Consider the following 16250-nt stretch of genomic DNA (forward strand, 5'->3'; position numbering starts at 1 on the left):
CGGGGTTCAGAGCGTGATGTCCTCCAGCATCTCGGTCACCAGGGCGGCGATCGGCGACCGCTCGGACCTGGTCAGCGTGATGTGGGCGAACAGCGGGTGGCCCTTGAGCTTCTCCACCACCGCGACGACGCCGTCGTGCCGGCCCACCCGCAGGTTGTCGCGCTGGGCGATGTCGTGGGTGAGCACGACCCGCGAGTTGGCCCCGATACGCGACAGGACGGTCAGCAACACCCCGCGCTCCAGCGACTGCGCCTCGTCCACGATCACGAACGCGTCGTGGAGGGAGCGGCCGCGGATGTGGGTCAGCGGGAGGACCTCCAGCATGCCCCGGTCGATGACCTCCTCGATGACCTCGGGGGACGTCACCGCGCCCAGCGTGTCGTAGACCGCCTGGGCCCACGGGCCCATCTTGTCGTTCTCCGTGCCGGGCAGGTAGCCCAGCTCCTGGCCGCCCACGGCGTACAGGGGCCGGAACACGATGATCTTGCGGTGCTGGCGGCGCTCCAGCACCGCCTCCAGGCCCGCGCACAGCGCGAGCGCGGACTTGCCGGTGCCCGCGCGGCCGCCCATCGAGACGATGCCGACGTCGGGGTCCATCAGCAGGTCGAGCGCGATGCGCTGCTCGGCGGACCGGCCGTGCAGCCCGAAGACCTCCCGGTCGCCCCGGACCAGCCGTACCGACTTGTCCGGCAGGACGCGCCCGAGCGCCGATCCGCGGCTCGACAGCAGCCGCAGGCCGGTGTGGCACGGCAGGTCGCGCGCCTCGTCGATGTCGGCGGAGCCGGCCTCGAAGAGGGCGTCCATCTCCTCCGTGGTCACCTGGAGCTCCGCCATACCGGTCCAGCCGGACTCGACCACCATGCCCGCGCGGTACTCCTCCGCGCTGAGGCCGATGGACGCGGCCTTGACCCGCATCGGCAGGTCCTTCGACACCAGCACCACGTCCTTGCCCTCCACCGCCAGGTTCTGGGCGACGGTGAGGATGCGGGTGTCGTTGTCTCCCATGCGGAAGCCCGCCGGGAGGCAGGACGGATCACTATGGTTCAGCTCGACGCGGATGGTCCCTTCGCCGATAGGCATGGGCTCATCCAGCCGTCCGTACCGCACTCTGAGGTCATCGAGGAAGCGCAGCGCCTCCCTGGCGAAGTAGCCCAGCTCGGGGTGGTGGCGCTTGGCCTCCAGTTCCGTGATGACGACGATCGGGACGACGACCTCGTGCTCGGCGAAGCGGCTCATCGCCGCCGGGTCGGCGAGCAGGACGGACGTGTCCAGAACGTAGGTGCGGGATGTGGACGGGTTGCTCGAGGACACTGCCACGCGTTCTCCCCCGGGCGCCTGAGGTGGGCACCCTGCCTTGACTGGTGGTGAACGGACCGGGCCCGTGACCTGCGAGGGCAGACCGGGGCTCCGGCCCTCCTCGCATGGTGGTCGCGCAAGGACGGGCCCTCTCCCGAGGTGATGGCCGCCGATCTCCTCGACGACCGCTCAGCTACCACGGTACGTAACGAATCTCCCCAGCCCAATAGGTTTGCGCTGGTTGGAAGAAGCTCGTCACGTAACGTCTCAGGAGCCGTACCGACGGTGCCGTGCGGCGTACGAGCGGAGCGCCCGCAGGAAGTCGACTCTGCGGAAGTCCGGCCAGTAGGCCTCGCAGAAGTAGAACTCGGAGTGGGCGCTCTGCCAGAGCAGGAATCCGGAGAGTCGCTGCTCTCCCGAGGTCCGGATGACGAGATCCGGGTCGGGCAGGCCGCGCGTGTAGAGATGCTCCGCGATGTGCTCGACGTCGAGGACCTCGACGAGGTCCTCGATGCTCGCGCCCTTGCTGGCATGCTCCTGGAGGAGGGAGCGCACCGCATCAGCGATCTCACGCCTTCCTCCATACCCAACGGCAACGTTCACAATCAGGCCTGGACGATGCGATGTGGTTTCTTTTGCGTGTTTGAGGACACGAGCCGTGTGATCGGGCAGAAGGTCGAGCGAGCCCATGGGGTTGAGGTGCCATCCCTGGTCCACGAGATCCTGGACGAGGTTCTCGATCACCTGGAGCAGCGGCTCCAGCTCTGCCTTGTCCCTGGCGAGGTTGTCGGTGGAGAGCAGCCACAGCGTCACGTACTCGACGCCGGCCTCGCGGCACCACGCCACCAGTTCCGAGATCTTGTCGGCGCCCTTCTGGTGGCCCCGGCTGACGTCCCGCAGCCCCATCGCCCGCGCCCACCGGCGGTTGCCGTCCACGATGACGCCGACATGACGGGGGATCTGATCGGAGGACAGCTTCCGCTCGAGCCTGCGCTCGTACAGCTTGTACACGAGATCGCGCACGCTCATGTAACCCTCTTCCTCGCGACCGGTGGGGCTCGATCACCAATTATCGCGGGCGAACCGGCATGCCCTGCCCTCTCCTCAGAGGCTTTCCAGGGCGCGGCCGGAGTAACCCGGGTCGCACGGTCAGGGGCGTTCGCGTGCCCGCAGCCAGGCGGCGAAGTCCCGCGCGTCCGCCCTCGGCCCGCCCTCGGGCTTCACGTGTCCGGCGGCGTACACGGCGAACAGACCGGCGAACTCGGCGCCGAGGGCCTCGGCGAGGTCGGGGGCGGCGCGGGCGACCGAGCCGCGCCGCTTGGCCAGCAGCCCGCGGGCCTGGACGGCCAGCCTGCCGGGATCGAAGCCGTCCGGCACGGGTCCGCCCGCGACCAGGGCCGCCACCAGCTCCGCCTGGGCGGCGGCCAGCGCGGCCCGCGCGTTCCGGGAGGTCGCCGGCTCAGGCACGGGCCATCGCCTCCCGGATCCGGCCCAGCTCGCCCGCCAGGGCGCCGTCGCCGGGATAGGCGTCGTCCCACTCCAGCAGCACGCCGGGCGGCGTCACCCGGCCGCACAGCTCGGTCAGCAGGTCGAGCACCTCGGCGGGAGGGGAGGCGGTGTGCGTGTCGTGCCAGAGGCCGTCGTGGGCGTGCCCGCCCGCCACGTGCACGTACGCGACCGCCTCCAGCGGCAGCGCGTCGAGCGCCCGCCGCGCGTCCAGACCGAGGTTGACCTGGTTCGTGTAGAGGTTGGCCACGTCGACCAGCAGCCGCACGCCCGTACGCTCGACCAGTTCGCCGAGAAACCGCGCCTCGGTCAGTTCGTCGTCCGGCCAGCCGAACAGGGCCGCCACGTTCTCGAGCGCGAGGGGCACGGGAAGCGCGTCCTGCGCCTCCCGCACGTTCTCCACGATCACCGCCAGGGCCTCCCGGGTGCGCGGGACCGGCAGCAGGTGACCGGCCTCCACGCCCCCGGCCCGCACGAAGGCCACGTGCTCGCTCACGAGAGGCGCGTCCAACGCCTGCGCACAGGCCGCGAGGCGCGCCAGCCGGGCCGGATCGGGACGGTGCGCCCCGCCGACGCCCAGGCCCACGCCATGGGGCACGACGGGCACCCCGGCGGCCCGCAACACGGTCAGGGACTCGGGGAGCCGGGCCGGATCGACGTTCTCGGCGATCACTTCGACGAACCCGACACCGGGCAGCCGTTCCACCGTGAGGTCGATCTCCGGCCGCCAGCCGATGCCGACACCGAGACCCGCACCTTGCCTGGCACTGCGACCGGCGCTGCGACCGGCGCTGAGGCCGGCGCTGAGGCCGGCACCGGGACCGGCACCGTGGCCGGCGGCGTGCTTGCGGGGACGCCTGCCGGACGGCAGCCACCTCCCGAACCGGCGCTCAGCCACCGCCGCACCCGCCGCCGCACCCGCCGCCGCCGCAGCCGCCACCTCCGCCACCGCCGCCGCAGGCATGCGAGCCGCCGGAGCCGCATCCGCTCGACGCGCAGCCCACGGACCCGCCGCCGTCACCGCCCGAGGCCCCGCCGTCGACGTGACGGCGCACGAGGACCTCGTCGGTCGCGATCTGGGCCGCGAGGTGCGGGTCACCGAGCTCGCCCAGGCCGTACAGCGCGATGGGCGTCACCACGGCGAGACCCGCCGCGCCGCCCACGCCGAGCGCACCGGCGGTGCCCTGCGCGAAGGCACCCCTCGGGTGCCTTTCGCGCGCCTGCCGCAGCGCCTCCTCGCCCGCGGGGCTCAGCGGACTTCGCAGGGACGCGGCGTAGGTGAGGGAGGCGATCAGTGCGGATCCGCCGGAGACCGCGGCGATCGCGACCGCGGCCCAGTTCTCCGCGGAGGCGGTGACGGTCCCGATGAAGAGGATCAGCACGAGCGTGACGACCGCGGCGGCGAGGGCGAGCACCGCGAGGGCGCGCAGGCGTGCGTTGAGGCGGCGCGCGCCCTCCACAGAGCCCTCGGGCAGCAGGTGGCCCCGCGCGAGCAGGCGTTCCTTCAGCACCGCCATCGCGGAGCCGTCGCCCGCGCGGCGCCTGACCTCGGCCGCGCTCGCCCCGCCGGCCCGCGTGGCCAGGTCGAGGACGGACTGCTCGACGGGATCGGCGGAGGTGGCGGGGGCGCCGGCGACGGCGGTGACCCTGCCGCCGCGCGCGACCCGCACCTGCTCGCGGACGGACAGCGCGGCGAGCGCCGTGATGACCACTTGAGGCGGCCCGCCCGCGAGATAGGCCAGTTCATAGGTGTCGAGGCCGGACCCTGGCACTGCGGGCCCGGACCCGGCTTCGCGTCGCTCCCGGCCGACGGCGAGAGCGGTCGTGACGATGAGTGCCGCGAGAATCGCCGCGGCGACGACGAGCACCAGTTCCACGTGCGCCCTCCTCCGGGGGAGAAGAGGGGGACCCCGAACCGGGCCGGACGGCCCGCGCCCCGTCTATCCGCTAGACGAACCTCCCACGGGGAGAGTTCCGTGCCGGGACGACGGGGCGCGAACTGTGGGCGGGACTCAGCCGAGCCGCTGGACCAGGGCGCGGTATTCGTCCCACAGCTCCTCCGGCATGTGATCGCCGAAGGTCTCGAAGTGGGGCGGGATCAGCGCGGCCTCCTCGCGCCACACCTCGGGGTCGACGCTGAGCAGAAGCTCCATGTCCTCGGGCGCGATGTCGAGGCCCTCGGTGTCGAGCGAGGCCGGCAGGTTGCCGATCGGCGTGGGCACGGCGTCGGCCACGCCGTTCAGCCGGTCGACGATCCACTTGAGCACCCGGCTGTTCTCGCCGAAGCCCGGCCACACGAAGCGGCCGTTCGCGTCCTTGCGGAACCAGTTCACGTAGTAGATCTTCGGCAGCTTCTCCGGATCGGTCATCGTGCCGACCTCGACCCAGTGCGCGAAGTAGTCACCCATGTTGTAGCCGCAGAACGGCAGCATCGCGAACGGGTCGCGGCGCAGTTCGCCGACCTTGCCCTCGGCGGCGGCCGTCTTCTCCGAGGCCACGTTGGCGCCCAGGAAGACACCGTGCTGCCAGCTCAGCGACTCGGTCACCAGCGGCACGGCGGTCGCCCTGCGGCCGCCGAACAGGATGGCGGAGATCGGCACCCCGGCCGGGTCCTGCCATTCGGGGGCGATCGTCGGGCACTGCTCGGCCGGAGTGGTGAACCGGGCGTTCGGGTGGGCGGCGGGCTCCGGGGAGTCCGGCGTCCAGTCGCGGCCCTTCCAGTCGACGAGGTGCGCCGGCGGCTCGTCGGTGAGGCCCTCCCACCAGACGTCGCCGTCGTCGGTCAGCGCGACGTTGGTGAAGATGCTGTTGCCCCACAGCGTCTCGATCGCGTTGCCGTTCGTCGACGCACCCGTGCCGGGGGCGACACCGAAGAAACCGGCCTCCGGGTTGATCGCGTAGAGCCTGCCGTCGGGGCCGAAGCGCATCCAGGCGATGTCGTCGCCGATCGTCTCGACCTTCCAGCCCGGGATCGTGGGCTGGAGCATGGCGAGGTTCGTCTTGCCGCAGGCCGACGGGAAGGCCGCCGCGACGTACCGCGCCTCGCCCTGCGGCGGCGTGAGCTTGAGGATCAGCATGTGCTCGGCCAGCCAGCCCTCGTCGCGGGCCATCACGCTGGCGATGCGCAGCGCGTAGCACTTCTTGCCCAGCAGCGCGTTGCCGCCATAGCCCGAACCGTACGACCAGATCTCCCGGGTCTCGGGGAAGTGGCTGATGTACTTGGTCGTGCTGCACGGCCACGGCACGTCGGCCTGGCCGGGCTCCAGCGGGGCGCCCACCGAGTGGACGGCCTTGACGAAATCGCTGTGCTCATGGTCGCGCTCGCTGCGGCCCTCGCCGGCTCGTGCCTCGCTGTCTCGGGCCTTTCGCGCCGCTCCGCGTTCCTCGATGAGGCGCAACGCCTCATCACCCATGCGGGTCATGATCCGCATCGACACGACGACGTACGGCGAGTCGGTGATCTCGACCCCGAGCTGCGAGATGTTCCCGCCCAGGGGACCCATGCAGAACGGCACGACGTACATCGTCCGGCCCCGCATGCAGCCCTTGAACAGCGTGGCGAACGTCCGGCGCATCTCGTCGGGCGCGATCCAGTTGTTGGTGGGGCCGGCGTCCTGTTCGCGCTCGGAGCAGATGAACGTCCGGTCCTCCACCCGGGCGACGTCGCTCGGGTCCGAGGCGGCGTAGAAGCTGTTCGGACGCTTGACCAGCCGCTTGAAGGTGCCCTGCTCCACCAGCAGGTTGGTCAGGCGCGTCCATTCGGCCTCGGAGCCGTCGCACCATTCGATCCGGTCCGGCTGGGTCAGCTCCGCGATCCGGCTCACCCAGGCCGCCAGATCGCTGTGCGTGGTGGGCGTCGGTACCTCTACTGAAATGGACACGGGGGCGGCTCCTTAATCTCTCAGGGCCAGAGCATCATGAGCGATGAATGGCCTCCGGATCCAATTGGAGTAGACCACCGCGTTTCCACTCCATTAAATCGGCGCCATTCTCGGCTGCACGGCCTCTGACAGCGTCACCGCAGGCAGTGGCCGTGATGTGGTGGGACCTTACCCACTCTGGCCCTGTTGGAAAAAAACGTCCTTCTCCCCCTTACCCGCCTCGCCGGCGTTACACATTGGTATAGGCCAATTCAATTGGTCCAGACCTCTGCGCGAATTGGTTCAGTCCAATCGGCCGGGCCCTTCCGCCCTGATCCGGTCCACGTGCTGGAGGGCATCGCGCAGGTCAGCGAGCCAGCTGTCGGTGTGCTTGCCGACGAGCCGGACGCACCAGGCCAGCGCGTCGCTGCGGCTGCGCGCGACACCCGCGGCGACCAGTGTGTCGAGGACCTGCCGTTCGGGCTGCCGCAGCCGGGTCATGACCGGGACGCTGAGAGTGGTGAACATCACCGTCTCGCCGCCCACGACGACGCCCCAGGAGACCTTGCGGCGGAAGCGGTGCTCGGCCTCCCTCGCGATGTCGATCCTGCGCTCGCGGGTCTCCTCGCGGAACCTCTCGACGTACCCCTCTACGGCCGCCGCGCGTTCCAGGTCGGGGAGCCCTTCGGCCACCGACAGCGGCGGGAGCGTGCCGAGCACGCCGATCTCCTCGCGGTCGACGACGACGTTGGGGGCCCCGGTGAACCAGCCCTCGGGCAGCCGGCCGGCGAACCAGGCGCTCAGTTCTTCGTCTGCATTCATGTAATCAACATTACATCGCCGCCTCACCGGAGTCCGATATTGACGGGAGCTACTTTTTGAGAGTTACTTTCAAATTATGGCTTCTCTCACTTCTCGCTGGTGGGCGCTCGGCGCCCTCGTACTGAGCGCCCTCGTCATCGGCATGGACGCGACGGTGCTCAACGTGGCGCTGCCCACGCTCGCGGCCGACCTGCACGCCTCGACCGGCGACCTGCAGTGGATCGTCGACGCGTACCTGATTCCGTTCGCCGCGCTCATGCTCCCGGCGGGCGCGCTCGGCGACCGATTCGGCCGCAGGCGCCTGCTGCTGGCCGGGCTCGCGGCCTTCGGGGTCGCGTCGGTGGTCGCGACGTACGCGGGCGGCACGGGCGCCCTGATCGCGGCCCGCGCGCTGATGGGCGCCGGCGGCGCGGTGATCATGCCGCTGTCGACCTCGATCCTGCCGGTGGTCTTCCCACCGGCCGAGCGTGGGCGCGCGATCGCCGTGTGGACGGCCGCCATGGCGCTCGGCCTGCCCCTCGGCCCCGTCGTGGGCGGCTACCTGCTCGACCACTTCTGGTGGGGCTCGGTCTTCCTCGTGAACATCCCGATGATCGTCGTCGCGGCGGTGGCGGTGGCCGCGTTCATTCCCGAGTCGCGTGACCCCGCCGCGCCGAAGACCGACGTGCCCGGCGCGCTGCTGTCGGTGACGGGCCTGGCCGCGCTGGTGTACGGCGTCATCGAGGCCCCGGCACGCGGCTGGGGCCACCCCGCCGTGCTGGGCGGTCTCGGCGCCGGGGCGGTGCTGCTGGCGGTGTTCGTCCGCGTCGAGGCCCGCGCCCGGCAGCCGATGATGGACCTCGGCCTGTTCCGCAGCCGGGTCTTCGTGTGGGGCGCGGCGGGCGCGACGTTCGTGAGCCTCGGCATGTCGGGCGTGCTGTTCGTCGTCCCCCAGCACCTGCAGGCCGTGCTCGGGCACGACGCTCTCGGCACCGGCGTACGGGTGATCCCCATGGTGGCCGGGCTGATGGCCGGCGGCCTGGCCGGAGAGCGGCTCACCGCCCGGATCGGGCTGCGCGTGGTGATGCCGGCGGGCCTGGTCGTGCTCGCCGCCGGGTTCTTCCTGGGCGCCGGGACCACGGTGTCGGGCGGGGCGTCCTCGGCGTACGGCTACGTCGCGGCCTGGCTGGCCGTCATCGGCGCGGGCGTGGGCCTCGCCATGGTCCCCGCCATGGACGGCGTGCTCGCGACGCTGCCCGAGGAGCGGTCGGGCTCCGGCTCGGCGACCCTGCAGACCGTGCGTCAGGTCGGCGGCGCGCTGGGCGTGGCCGGTCTCGGCAGCATGCTCTCGGCGGCGTACGCCTCGGATCTTCCGGACGGGGTCCCGGAGGCGGCGGCCGACTCGATCACGGCCGCGGGGGTCCTGGCCGCGCGCGCGGAGGACGCCGCGCTGCTGAGCGCCGCCAGGGAGGCGTTCGTGCACGGCATGGACCTGGTCCTGCTGGTGTGCGGGGCCACGTCGGTGCTGGCCGCCGTCCTGGTGGCCGTGTTCCTACCGGGGAGTACGGCCGGGCGTGGAAAGACGGCAGAATCGGGGCATGAGCTCACCCCGGCGCGCTGATCGGACCTCGTCCCCCTCCGACCGCGCTGTCACGAGCCTGCGCGAGCGCAAGAAGGCGAAGACCCGCAGGACCATCCAGGAGCAGGCCCTGCGGCTGTTCGCCGAGCAGGGGTACGACGCGACGACGGTCGAGCAGATCGCGGAGGCGGCGGAGGTCTCCCCCAGCACGTTCTTCCGCTACTTCCCCACGAAGGAGGACGTGGTCACCCAGGACGACTACGACCCGATCCTGATGGAGGCGCTCAAGGCACAGCCGGCCGGCCTGCCCCCGCTGACCGCCCTGCGTGCCGCGTTCCGCACCGCGTTCGAGTCGATGGGGGCCGAGGAGCTCGACCAGGTGCTCGCCCGGACCAAGCTGTCCGCCTCCGTGCCCGCCCTGCGCGCCCGCACGGTCGAAGGGCTGTTCGCCACCATCGACATGCTCGCGGGCGCGGTGGCCGAGCGGGCGGGCCGCGACCCCCACAGCCCCGCCGTACGGACGCTCGTCGGCGCGGTCATGGGAGTCATGCTCCCGGCGATATTCACGTGGGTGGAACAGGACGGCCGGACACCCCTGCCCGCGCTGCTCGACGAGGCCCTCGGCTACCTGGAGGCCGGGCTGCCGATCTGACCGGCCTCCCCGCGTCCGGGGTCAGCGGACACGGGCGGAGATCTGCGGGCTGACCCTGACGACCCCGGCGAGGTTCTTGGTGTAGACGTCGGCGATCTTCACGACGTCACCGGTGCGCGGGGCATGCAACATCTTCCCGTTACCCCAGTAGATGGCGACGTGCGAGATGTATCCCGGATTGGTCGGATCGTTGCGCCAGAACAGCAGGTCACCCGGCTGCGCCTGCGACAGCGGCACCTGCGGCCCGGTGACCCACTGCTGGTACGTCACGCGGGGCATGCGCACGCCCGCCTGCGCGTACGCCCACTGCACGAGCCCCGAACAGTCGAAGGTGTCGGGCCCCTCGGCGCCCCACACGTACGGCCGGCCGAGCTTGCTCACCGCCGCCGTGAGCGCGACCTTGAGCTGCTCCGCCGACATGAACGCCGTCTGCGGCCACACCGTCCGGCCCTTGGGCGTCACCACCACCGGGTTGATCGTGGCGACCTGGCTGCCCTTGGGCAGGATCTTCAGCAGCATGAGGCGGAGCTTGCGGGAGTCGACCTTCGGCGCGCTCACCACCAGGGCGTTGCCGTCCGGGATGCCGAGCGCGGTGGCCGTCCCCTTCGAGACGATCGCCGCGATCGCGCCCATGCCCACCGTGGCGTACGCGCCGATGCGCAGGCGCCTGCCGCCGCTTTGGACCTGCGAGCCGAGCTGCACGCCGCCGTCGTTGCCCAGCTCGAAGGAGACCGCCATGTCGCCGGCGGCGATGTTGCGCCACAGCTCGTCGGAGGATGCCGTCACCTTCGGCGTGTACGAGCGGAAGGTGGACGGGTCGACGCCCATCGTCGGCACGCGCTTGCCGTCCACGGCCACATCGGCCGCGCCGGTCACCTCGGCCGCCGTCACGCCCTTGACCCGGCGCACCTTCTCCACGACCTCGGGCGGCAGCGGCCGGTTGGCCACCACGAACAGGTGCGGGCGGACAAGCCGCCCCAGCGGAGCCACCGGCTGCCGCGTCACCGTCTGGGCGGCCGGAGCCTGCCGCGCCGGCGTCGGGGACACTCCGTCGCGGGCCTGCCGTGCCGCCGCCACGTAGCGATTGCCGGCGCGCCGCTCGGACAGGGACGCGACCACGCCCGAATCCCGGGAGCCGGACGTGAGTTCGCCGAGCACGAGCACGTCGACCGTCAGCACGGTGGCGAGCGAGACGGCGATGAGGGGAACCGTCCTGCGCAGGCGCCCCGGGCGGGGCAGCCGTGGGCGGTAGGCGAGATCCTGGCGAGCCTCGGACACGGCTCTCGTGAGCTTCCTGCCTAACCGGGTGGATGGGCGCGCTCGGCGTTCGAGCACGATCTCACCCCTCCCGTGGCGAATGGTCCGGTCCAGGACGAGATTGCCGCACGGCCGGGAATACCGCAAACGACAGCGGAATTCCCGGCCGGGGCGGAAACGGACTAGTTGCCGATGTACGGAACGGCTTCGAGGATCTCGACGGTGTTCTGCCTGCCGTTCGGCAGCGTGTACGTCGCCTTCTCCCCGATCTTCTTGCCGTTGATCGCGGACCCGAGGGGAGAGTTCGGCGAGTAGACGTCGATGGGCGCGCCGCTCTCCTCGCGGGAGGCCAGCAGGAAGGTGACCTCCTCGTCGTCGCCGTCGAAGCGGACCGTCACGGTCATGCCGGGACCCACGATGCCCTCGGCGCGGGGAGCCTCGCCGACCCTGGCGCTGTCCAGGATCTGCCGGAGGTGGAAGATGCGGGCCTCCATTTTGCCCTGCTCGTCCTTGGCGGCGTGGTAGCCGCCGTTCTCCCTGAGGTCACCCTCTTCCCGGGCGGCTTCGATCTTCTTGGCGATGTCCGTGCGACCCGGGCCCGAAAGGTACTCGTACTCCTCCTTGAGGCGGTCGTACGCCTCTTGCGTCAGCCAGGTGACGTTGTCGTTCTGGGAGACGGCCACGGGCTCTCCTTGTTTCCGTAAGTGACTCGAAAGGCTGTCAAGATAACGCCTTCGAACGCTTCCCCAAAGATTCCACTATACGAGATCGCAGTAGTCGACATGTACCGCTGTGGCCTGCGCGCTCGTCCTCAGCCGCTCGGTGAACTCGAGGTCCGACCGGCCCTTGGGAATGCCGACCTCACGGCTGCCGACCTCCAGGTGCTTGGTGTCGAGCGCCTGGATCCGGCACGTCGCCGCCCGGTCGGCCGGCTTGTGCACGGTGAAGGTGATCACGGCGGAGTCCGGAGCGCTCGCGTCGAAGGTGATGACGTCCGCGCTCACGGACGGATTCCCGTTGGCGCGGAGCATGACGAAGCCCCACCCGCCCGCGATCACCGCCACGATCAGCGCGATCACGACGTACGGCACCAGCCGGGCCGGTCGCGCCGGGCGCGGCGGGAAATCGTCCGGGGTGCCGAGCACCGGGCGTGTCCCCTGGCCGCCGGCCTCATCCGTGGGCATCGCGGAATCTCCCTGAGGATTGTCGGTGTTGTGCGAGACGATCGTCCCCACAAGTCGACCGTGCCGTGACGCGGGCCAGCCGGGTCCGGAACACACGGTCACATAGAAGCTAACCTCTTTCCGTAGCCAGAGGACACCATGAGGAGAGCCGTGAGTGCACCGTTGAGACTGATGGCCGTGCACGCGCACCCAGACGACGAGTCGAGCAAGGGCGCCGCCACGATGGCCCGCTACGTAGCGGAGGGCGTGGAGGTCCTCGTTGTCACGTGTACGGGCGGTGAGCGCGGCTCGATCCTCAACCCCAAGATGGACCGGCCCGACATCCTCGAGAACATGGGCGAGGTGCGCCGCCAGGAGATGGAGAAGGCGCGCGAGATCCTCGGCGTGCAGCAGCGTTTCCTCGGCTTCGTCGACTCCGGGCTGCCGGAGGACGAGAACGAGCCGCTGCCCGAGGGGTGCTTCGCGCTGCAGCCGCTCGAAGTGGCCTCCGCGCCGCTCGTCGCCGCCGTCCGGGAGTTCCGGCCGCACGTGATCCTCACGTACGACGACAACGGCGGCTACCCGCATCCCGACCACATCATGACCAACCGGGTGTCGATCGAGGCGTTCGAGGCGGCGGGCGACCCCGACCGCTACCCGGGCACGGGCGAGCCGTGGCAGCCGCTGAAGCTCTACTACCACATGGGCTTCACGCGGGAGCGGTTCGAGGCGCTGCACAACGCGATGACCGAGCGCGACATGGGCTCGCCGTACGCCGACTGGATCGCGCGGTGGGAGGACCGGCCGCAGAAGTGGGAGGTCACCACCAAGGTCCCGTGCGCGGAGTACTTCGAGATCCGCGACCTCGCCCTGCTCGCGCACGCCACCCAGGTGGATCCGGACGGGTTCTGGTTCGTCTGCCCCCGCGAGCTCCAGCAGGAGATCTGGCCGACCGAGGACTACCACCTCGCGCGGTCGCTCGTGGACACCACGCTGCCGGAGGACGACCTGTTCGCGGGGATCCACGCGGAGGTCACCCCTGCCTGCTCGTAAGCTGGGGACGTGGATGCAACCAGCTACGGGCCGGGTCTCCTGGGTTTCCTCGTCGTCGCCGGGATCGGTGTGGCCCTGTTCTTCCTGCTGAAGAACATGAACAAGCAGATGAGGAAGATCCAGGTGCCGCACGACGGCCACGAGGACGAACAGCGCGGGAACGGGCCCGAGGCGTGAGCACGGACGCGCGGGTGGGTCACAACGACGCCGCGTCGCGCTACGAGATCCTGCTCGACGACACGCTCGCCGGGTTCGCGCAATACCGGCTGCGGGACGGCTCGATGGTCTTCACGCACACCGAGGTGCGCGGCGAGTTCGGGGGCCGAGGGCTGGGCGGCATGCTGGTCGGCGCGGCCCTGGACGAAGCACGGGCGGCCGGCCTGCGGGTCGTGCCGCTGTGCTCGTTCGTGGCCTGGTACATCGAGAAGCATCCGGAATACCGCGAGCTGGTGGACGACGACTACCGCGGCCTCGTCGACACGCCGGAATAGGCCGGGACCGCGCCCGGCCGGGACCGTCAGCCGGGCGGGTGCGCCGGGCAGTCAGCCGATCGGGTACGCGGGACCGTCAGTCGGGCAGCGCGGGGCCTGAGGACCAGGCGCGTTCCAGCGCCTTGGGCAGGCCCCACCAGCCCAGCGGGGTCAGCACCTCCGACCGGTCCACGATCCCGAGATGCGCCCACAGCGGCGTCACCGCCGTGAACAGCATCTCCGTCGCCTCGAGGTCCTCCGGCTCGTCCGGGTCCACGTCGACGTCCTCGGAGTCGGCGATGAACCGGGCGATCCGCTCGGGCGAGGCGAGCACCCCCGGGCCGTACCGGACCAGGGTGATCACCGACGCGAGCCAGTCGGCGTGGTGGATGGCGCACAGCGAGGCCAGTATGGAGTCCTCGTGGCTGAGCTCGCCCTCCATGTCGAAGAACCGGGCGGCGTCCTCCTCGTCCGGCAGGTCCGAGATGGGCGCGGCGATTCCGGCCGCGACGGTGAGCCACAGGTCCTCGTCCCCTTCGGGCAGGTCGCCGTCCTCCAGACCGGCGCAGGCGCGCAGCACGTTGCCCGGGTAGCCGGGCCGGGTCAGCGTCACGCGCAGCCGCCGGGCGGCCGAGCGGAGGTCGTCCGCGGGGAAGGGCGGCTCCGGCAGGTCGTCGAGCACCCGCCGCAGCTCGCTCAGCGCGAACGCCTCCTCCTCGTCCCAGGCGGCGTACAGCTCCCGGTCCTGCTCGTCGTTGACCACGACGCCCGGCACCCGGCCGTCGGGCAGCGGAGTGCCGAGCCAGCGCTCCTGGAGCTCCTCGTAGGCGTGCCGGGCGGCGGAGTCGCCGGCGGCCAGCGCGTCCGCGTCGATCTCCCCGGCCGCCAGCCGCTCCTCCAGGAACTCGACCAGCCGCTCGTACATCTCCGTGGCCACCGGCCCGCGCTCGCTCTCCTCGGGCCACAGGAAGTAGCTGCGGGTGAGCATGATCGGTTCGGTGCCGCTGGACTCCAGCCAGCGCTGCACGTCGCCGACCGTCGCGACGCCGGACTCGATGCTCGTCAGCACGGCCTTGGCCGAATCCCAGAACACCGTCGACAGCGGATTGCCCGCCGCGAGCAGCTGTCGCCGCAGGTCGGGAAGGGCGACCAGGGCCTGCCCGGACGGAACGGCCAGCAGCACCCGCGCGACGTCGCGCCGCGTCATGAAGGCCGCGGGGCGTCCCGAGTGCCTGACAGCGAAGTCCAGATCCAAGCCCACGTCCTGTGAGCCTACGCCGGGACGCGCCGGAACACATCCCCGCGGTCTCCCGCGCGTTCCCCCGACATGACAAACAGCTCCACCCGGGAGAACTAACCACTCCGCATCACGGCGATCGGCCCCCGGAGCCGATCCGCACCCGGATCGCCCTTGCCGGCGGTGTGAGAGGCTGGCCCTATGAACCGGCTGGGTGGCGAGACCTCTCCCTACCTCCTGCAACACGCGGACAACCCGGTGGACTGGCTCCCCTGGGGCGAGGACGCCTTCGCGGAGGCCCGCGGGCGCGACGTTCCCCTGCTGATCAGCGTGGGGTACTCGGCTTGCCACTGGTGTCATGTCATGGCTCACGAGTCGTTCGAGGACGAGGCCACCGCGAAGCTGATGAACGAGATGTTCGTCAACGTCAAGGTGGACCGCGAGGAGCGGCCCGACGTGGACGCCGTCTACATGGGCGCGGTCCAGGCGATGACCGGCCAGGGCGGCTGGCCGATGACGGTCTTCGCCACCCCTGACGGGAATCCGTTCTACGCCGGCACCTACTTCCCCCGTCCGCACTTCCAGCGGCTGCTGCACGCCGTCTCGCAGGCCTGGCGGCAGGACCGGGAGGGCGTCCTGACCCAGGGGGAGAAGGTGGTGGAGGCGCTCGCCGGGCAGACCGGGGCTCCGTCGGGCCCGGTGCCCACCGCCGAGACCCTCGACCTCGCCGTACGCAACCTCGCGGACGGCTTCGACGAGCGGCGGGGCGGATTCGGCGGGGCGCCCAAGTTCCCGCCGTCCATGGTCCTGGAGTTCCTGCTGCGGCACGGCACCCGGGACGCCGTCGCCATGGCGGAGGCGACCATGGAGGCGATGGCCAGAGGCGGCATGTACGACCAGCTGGGCGGGGGCTTCGCCCGCTACTCCGTCGACGCGGGCTGGGTCGTGCCGCACTTCGAGAAGATGCTCTACGACAACGCGCTGCTGCTGCGGGTCTACGCCCACTGGTGGCGCGCGACCGGATCGGTCCTGGCCAGGCGGGTGGTCCTGGAGACCGCCGAATGGCTGCTGCGGGAGATGCGCACGCCGGAGGGCGGGTTCGCCTCCGCTCTCGACGCCGACAGCGAGGGACCGGACGGCACGCACGGAGAGGGCTTGTTCTACGTCTGGACCCCCGAGCAGCTGCGCGAGGTCCTCGGCGAGGACGACGGAACGTGGGCGGCCTCGGTGTTCGAGGTGACCGGCACGTTCGAGCACGGCACGTCGGTGCTCCAGCTTCTCGCCGACCCCGACGACCCGGCCCGGGCATGGCCAACATGACCGGCGCCGGTGGCTGGCGCAGGCACCTCACGCTTGTGCTCGAGGGCGTCCGCGGC

16 protein-coding genes and 1 pseudogene are annotated in these 16250 nt (G+C 71.1%); 6 read left to right on the forward strand and 11 right to left on the reverse strand.

What is annotated here, in order from left to right; all coding sequences use genetic code 11:
- Nucleotides 1-6 precede the first annotated feature (6 nt).
- From AB0J39_RS20695 to AB0J39_RS20725, 7 genes are all read right to left on the reverse strand, one after another.
- Nucleotides 7-1317, reverse strand: a complete 1311-nt coding sequence (locus tag AB0J39_RS20695) for a PhoH family protein (RefSeq protein ID WP_363467021.1) — start codon at nucleotides 1315-1317, stop codon at nucleotides 7-9.
- Nucleotides 1318-1563: 246 nt separating this feature from the next.
- Complete coding sequence (locus AB0J39_RS20700) at nucleotides 1564-2325, reverse strand: isoprenyl transferase (protein ID WP_346226948.1); 762 nt, start codon at nucleotides 2323-2325, stop codon at nucleotides 1564-1566.
- Nucleotides 2326-2445: 120 nt separating this feature from the next.
- Nucleotides 2446-2763, reverse strand: coding sequence for a hypothetical protein (locus AB0J39_RS20705; RefSeq protein WP_363467025.1), 318 nt, complete (start codon nucleotides 2761-2763; stop codon nucleotides 2446-2448).
- Nucleotides 2756-3700, reverse strand: a complete 945-nt coding sequence (locus AB0J39_RS20710; protein ID WP_363467028.1) for a DUF692 domain-containing protein — start codon at nucleotides 3698-3700, stop codon at nucleotides 2756-2758. The genes AB0J39_RS20705 and AB0J39_RS20710 overlap by 8 nt, the downstream gene beginning before the upstream one ends.
- On the reverse strand, nucleotides 3693-4679 hold the full coding sequence (locus AB0J39_RS20715; protein ID WP_363467030.1) for a TIGR04222 domain-containing membrane protein: 987 nt from the start codon (nucleotides 4677-4679) through the stop codon (nucleotides 3693-3695). Before AB0J39_RS20715 ends, AB0J39_RS20710 begins: the two co-directional genes overlap by 8 nt.
- A gap of 135 nt (nucleotides 4680-4814) precedes the next feature.
- A complete protein-coding gene (locus AB0J39_RS20720; RefSeq protein WP_363467053.1) occupies nucleotides 4815-6677 on the reverse strand; it encodes a phosphoenolpyruvate carboxykinase (GTP) in 1863 nt (620 codons plus the stop codon).
- 288 nt (nucleotides 6678-6965) lie between these two features.
- A complete protein-coding gene (locus AB0J39_RS20725) occupies nucleotides 6966-7484 on the reverse strand; it encodes a hypothetical protein (RefSeq protein ID WP_363467033.1) in 519 nt (172 codons plus the stop codon).
- Between the two features lie 76 nt (nucleotides 7485-7560).
- On the opposite strand from AB0J39_RS20725, the gene AB0J39_RS20730 reads away from it, so the two are divergent.
- The gene (locus AB0J39_RS20730) at nucleotides 7561-9084 is read left to right on the forward strand and encodes an MFS transporter (protein WP_363467035.1); all 1524 of its coding nucleotides are present in this window, start codon (nucleotides 7561-7563) and stop codon (nucleotides 9082-9084) included.
- The gene (locus tag AB0J39_RS20735; RefSeq protein ID WP_363467036.1) at nucleotides 9062-9694 is read left to right on the forward strand and encodes a TetR family transcriptional regulator; all 633 of its coding nucleotides are present in this window, start codon (nucleotides 9062-9064) and stop codon (nucleotides 9692-9694) included. Before AB0J39_RS20730 ends, AB0J39_RS20735 begins: the two co-directional genes overlap by 23 nt.
- A gap of 21 nt (nucleotides 9695-9715) precedes the next feature.
- Here AB0J39_RS20735 and AB0J39_RS20740 read toward each other — a convergent pair whose 3' ends face one another.
- The 3 genes from AB0J39_RS20740 to AB0J39_RS20750 all read right to left on the reverse strand — a co-directional run bounded on the left by AB0J39_RS20740 (nucleotide 9716) and on the right by AB0J39_RS20750 (nucleotide 12135).
- Nucleotides 9716-10972, reverse strand: a complete 1257-nt coding sequence (locus tag AB0J39_RS20740; RefSeq protein ID WP_363467038.1) for a C40 family peptidase — start codon at nucleotides 10970-10972, stop codon at nucleotides 9716-9718.
- A gap of 161 nt (nucleotides 10973-11133) precedes the next feature.
- Nucleotides 11134-11634, reverse strand: coding sequence for a transcription elongation factor GreA (greA, locus tag AB0J39_RS20745; RefSeq protein WP_139577342.1), 501 nt, complete (start codon nucleotides 11632-11634; stop codon nucleotides 11134-11136).
- A gap of 75 nt (nucleotides 11635-11709) precedes the next feature.
- The gene (locus AB0J39_RS20750; protein WP_363467042.1) at nucleotides 11710-12135 is read right to left on the reverse strand and encodes a DUF4307 domain-containing protein; all 426 of its coding nucleotides are present in this window, start codon (nucleotides 12133-12135) and stop codon (nucleotides 11710-11712) included.
- Between the two features lie 150 nt (nucleotides 12136-12285).
- On the opposite strand from AB0J39_RS20750, the gene mca reads away from it, so the two are divergent.
- Genes mca through AB0J39_RS20765 form a run of 3 tightly spaced genes read left to right on the forward strand, consistent with a single transcriptional unit; the run spans nucleotide 12286 to nucleotide 13658 of the window.
- Nucleotides 12286-13167: a mycothiol conjugate amidase Mca gene (gene mca / locus AB0J39_RS20755; protein ID WP_346226939.1), complete on the forward strand. Its 882-nt coding sequence runs from the start codon at nucleotides 12286-12288 to the stop codon at nucleotides 13165-13167.
- A 9-nt stretch (nucleotides 13168-13176) separates the two neighbouring features.
- A complete protein-coding gene (locus AB0J39_RS20760) occupies nucleotides 13177-13344 on the forward strand; it encodes a hypothetical protein (RefSeq protein ID WP_363467045.1) in 168 nt (55 codons plus the stop codon).
- Nucleotides 13341-13658 carry a GNAT family N-acetyltransferase gene (locus tag AB0J39_RS20765; protein ID WP_363467048.1) on the forward strand — a complete coding sequence of 106 codons (318 nt, stop codon included), beginning with the start codon at nucleotides 13341-13343 and terminating at the stop codon, nucleotides 13656-13658. The genes AB0J39_RS20760 and AB0J39_RS20765 overlap by 4 nt, the downstream gene beginning before the upstream one ends.
- A 76-nt stretch (nucleotides 13659-13734) precedes the next feature.
- Here AB0J39_RS20765 and AB0J39_RS20770 read toward each other — a convergent pair whose 3' ends face one another.
- Nucleotides 13735-14898, reverse strand: coding sequence for a hypothetical protein (locus AB0J39_RS20770; protein WP_363467051.1), 1164 nt, complete (start codon nucleotides 14896-14898; stop codon nucleotides 13735-13737).
- A 177-nt stretch (nucleotides 14899-15075) separates the two neighbouring features.
- On the opposite strand from AB0J39_RS20770, the pseudogene AB0J39_RS20775 reads away from it, so the two are divergent.
- A pseudogene (locus tag AB0J39_RS20775) lies at nucleotides 15076-16179 on the forward strand (thioredoxin domain-containing protein); the annotation flags it as partial.
- Nucleotides 16180-16250 lie beyond the last annotated feature (71 nt).

The organism is Microbispora sp. NPDC049633, assembly GCF_040675265.1.
Taxonomy (GTDB): Bacteria; Actinomycetota; Actinomycetes; order Streptosporangiales; family Streptosporangiaceae; genus Microbispora; species Microbispora maris.

Bases quoted from the DNA above. Each gene is read 5' to 3' on its own strand.
- AB0J39_RS20730 (WP_363467035.1), top strand. From the start codon at position 7,561: ATGGCTTCTCTCACTTCTCGCTGGTGGGCGCTCGGCGCCCTCGTACTG.
- AB0J39_RS20735 (WP_363467036.1), top strand. From the start codon at position 9,062: ATGAGCTCACCCCGGCGCGCTGATCGGACCTCGTCCCCCTCCGACCGC.
- AB0J39_RS20725 (WP_363467033.1), bottom strand. From the start codon at position 7,484: ATGAATGCAGACGAAGAACTGAGCGCCTGGTTCGCCGGCCGGCTGCCC.
- AB0J39_RS20700 (WP_346226948.1), bottom strand. From the start codon at position 2,325: ATGAGCGTGCGCGATCTCGTGTACAAGCTGTACGAGCGCAGGCTCGAG.
- AB0J39_RS20750 (WP_363467042.1), bottom strand. From the start codon at position 12,135: ATGCCCACGGATGAGGCCGGCGGCCAGGGGACACGCCCGGTGCTCGGC.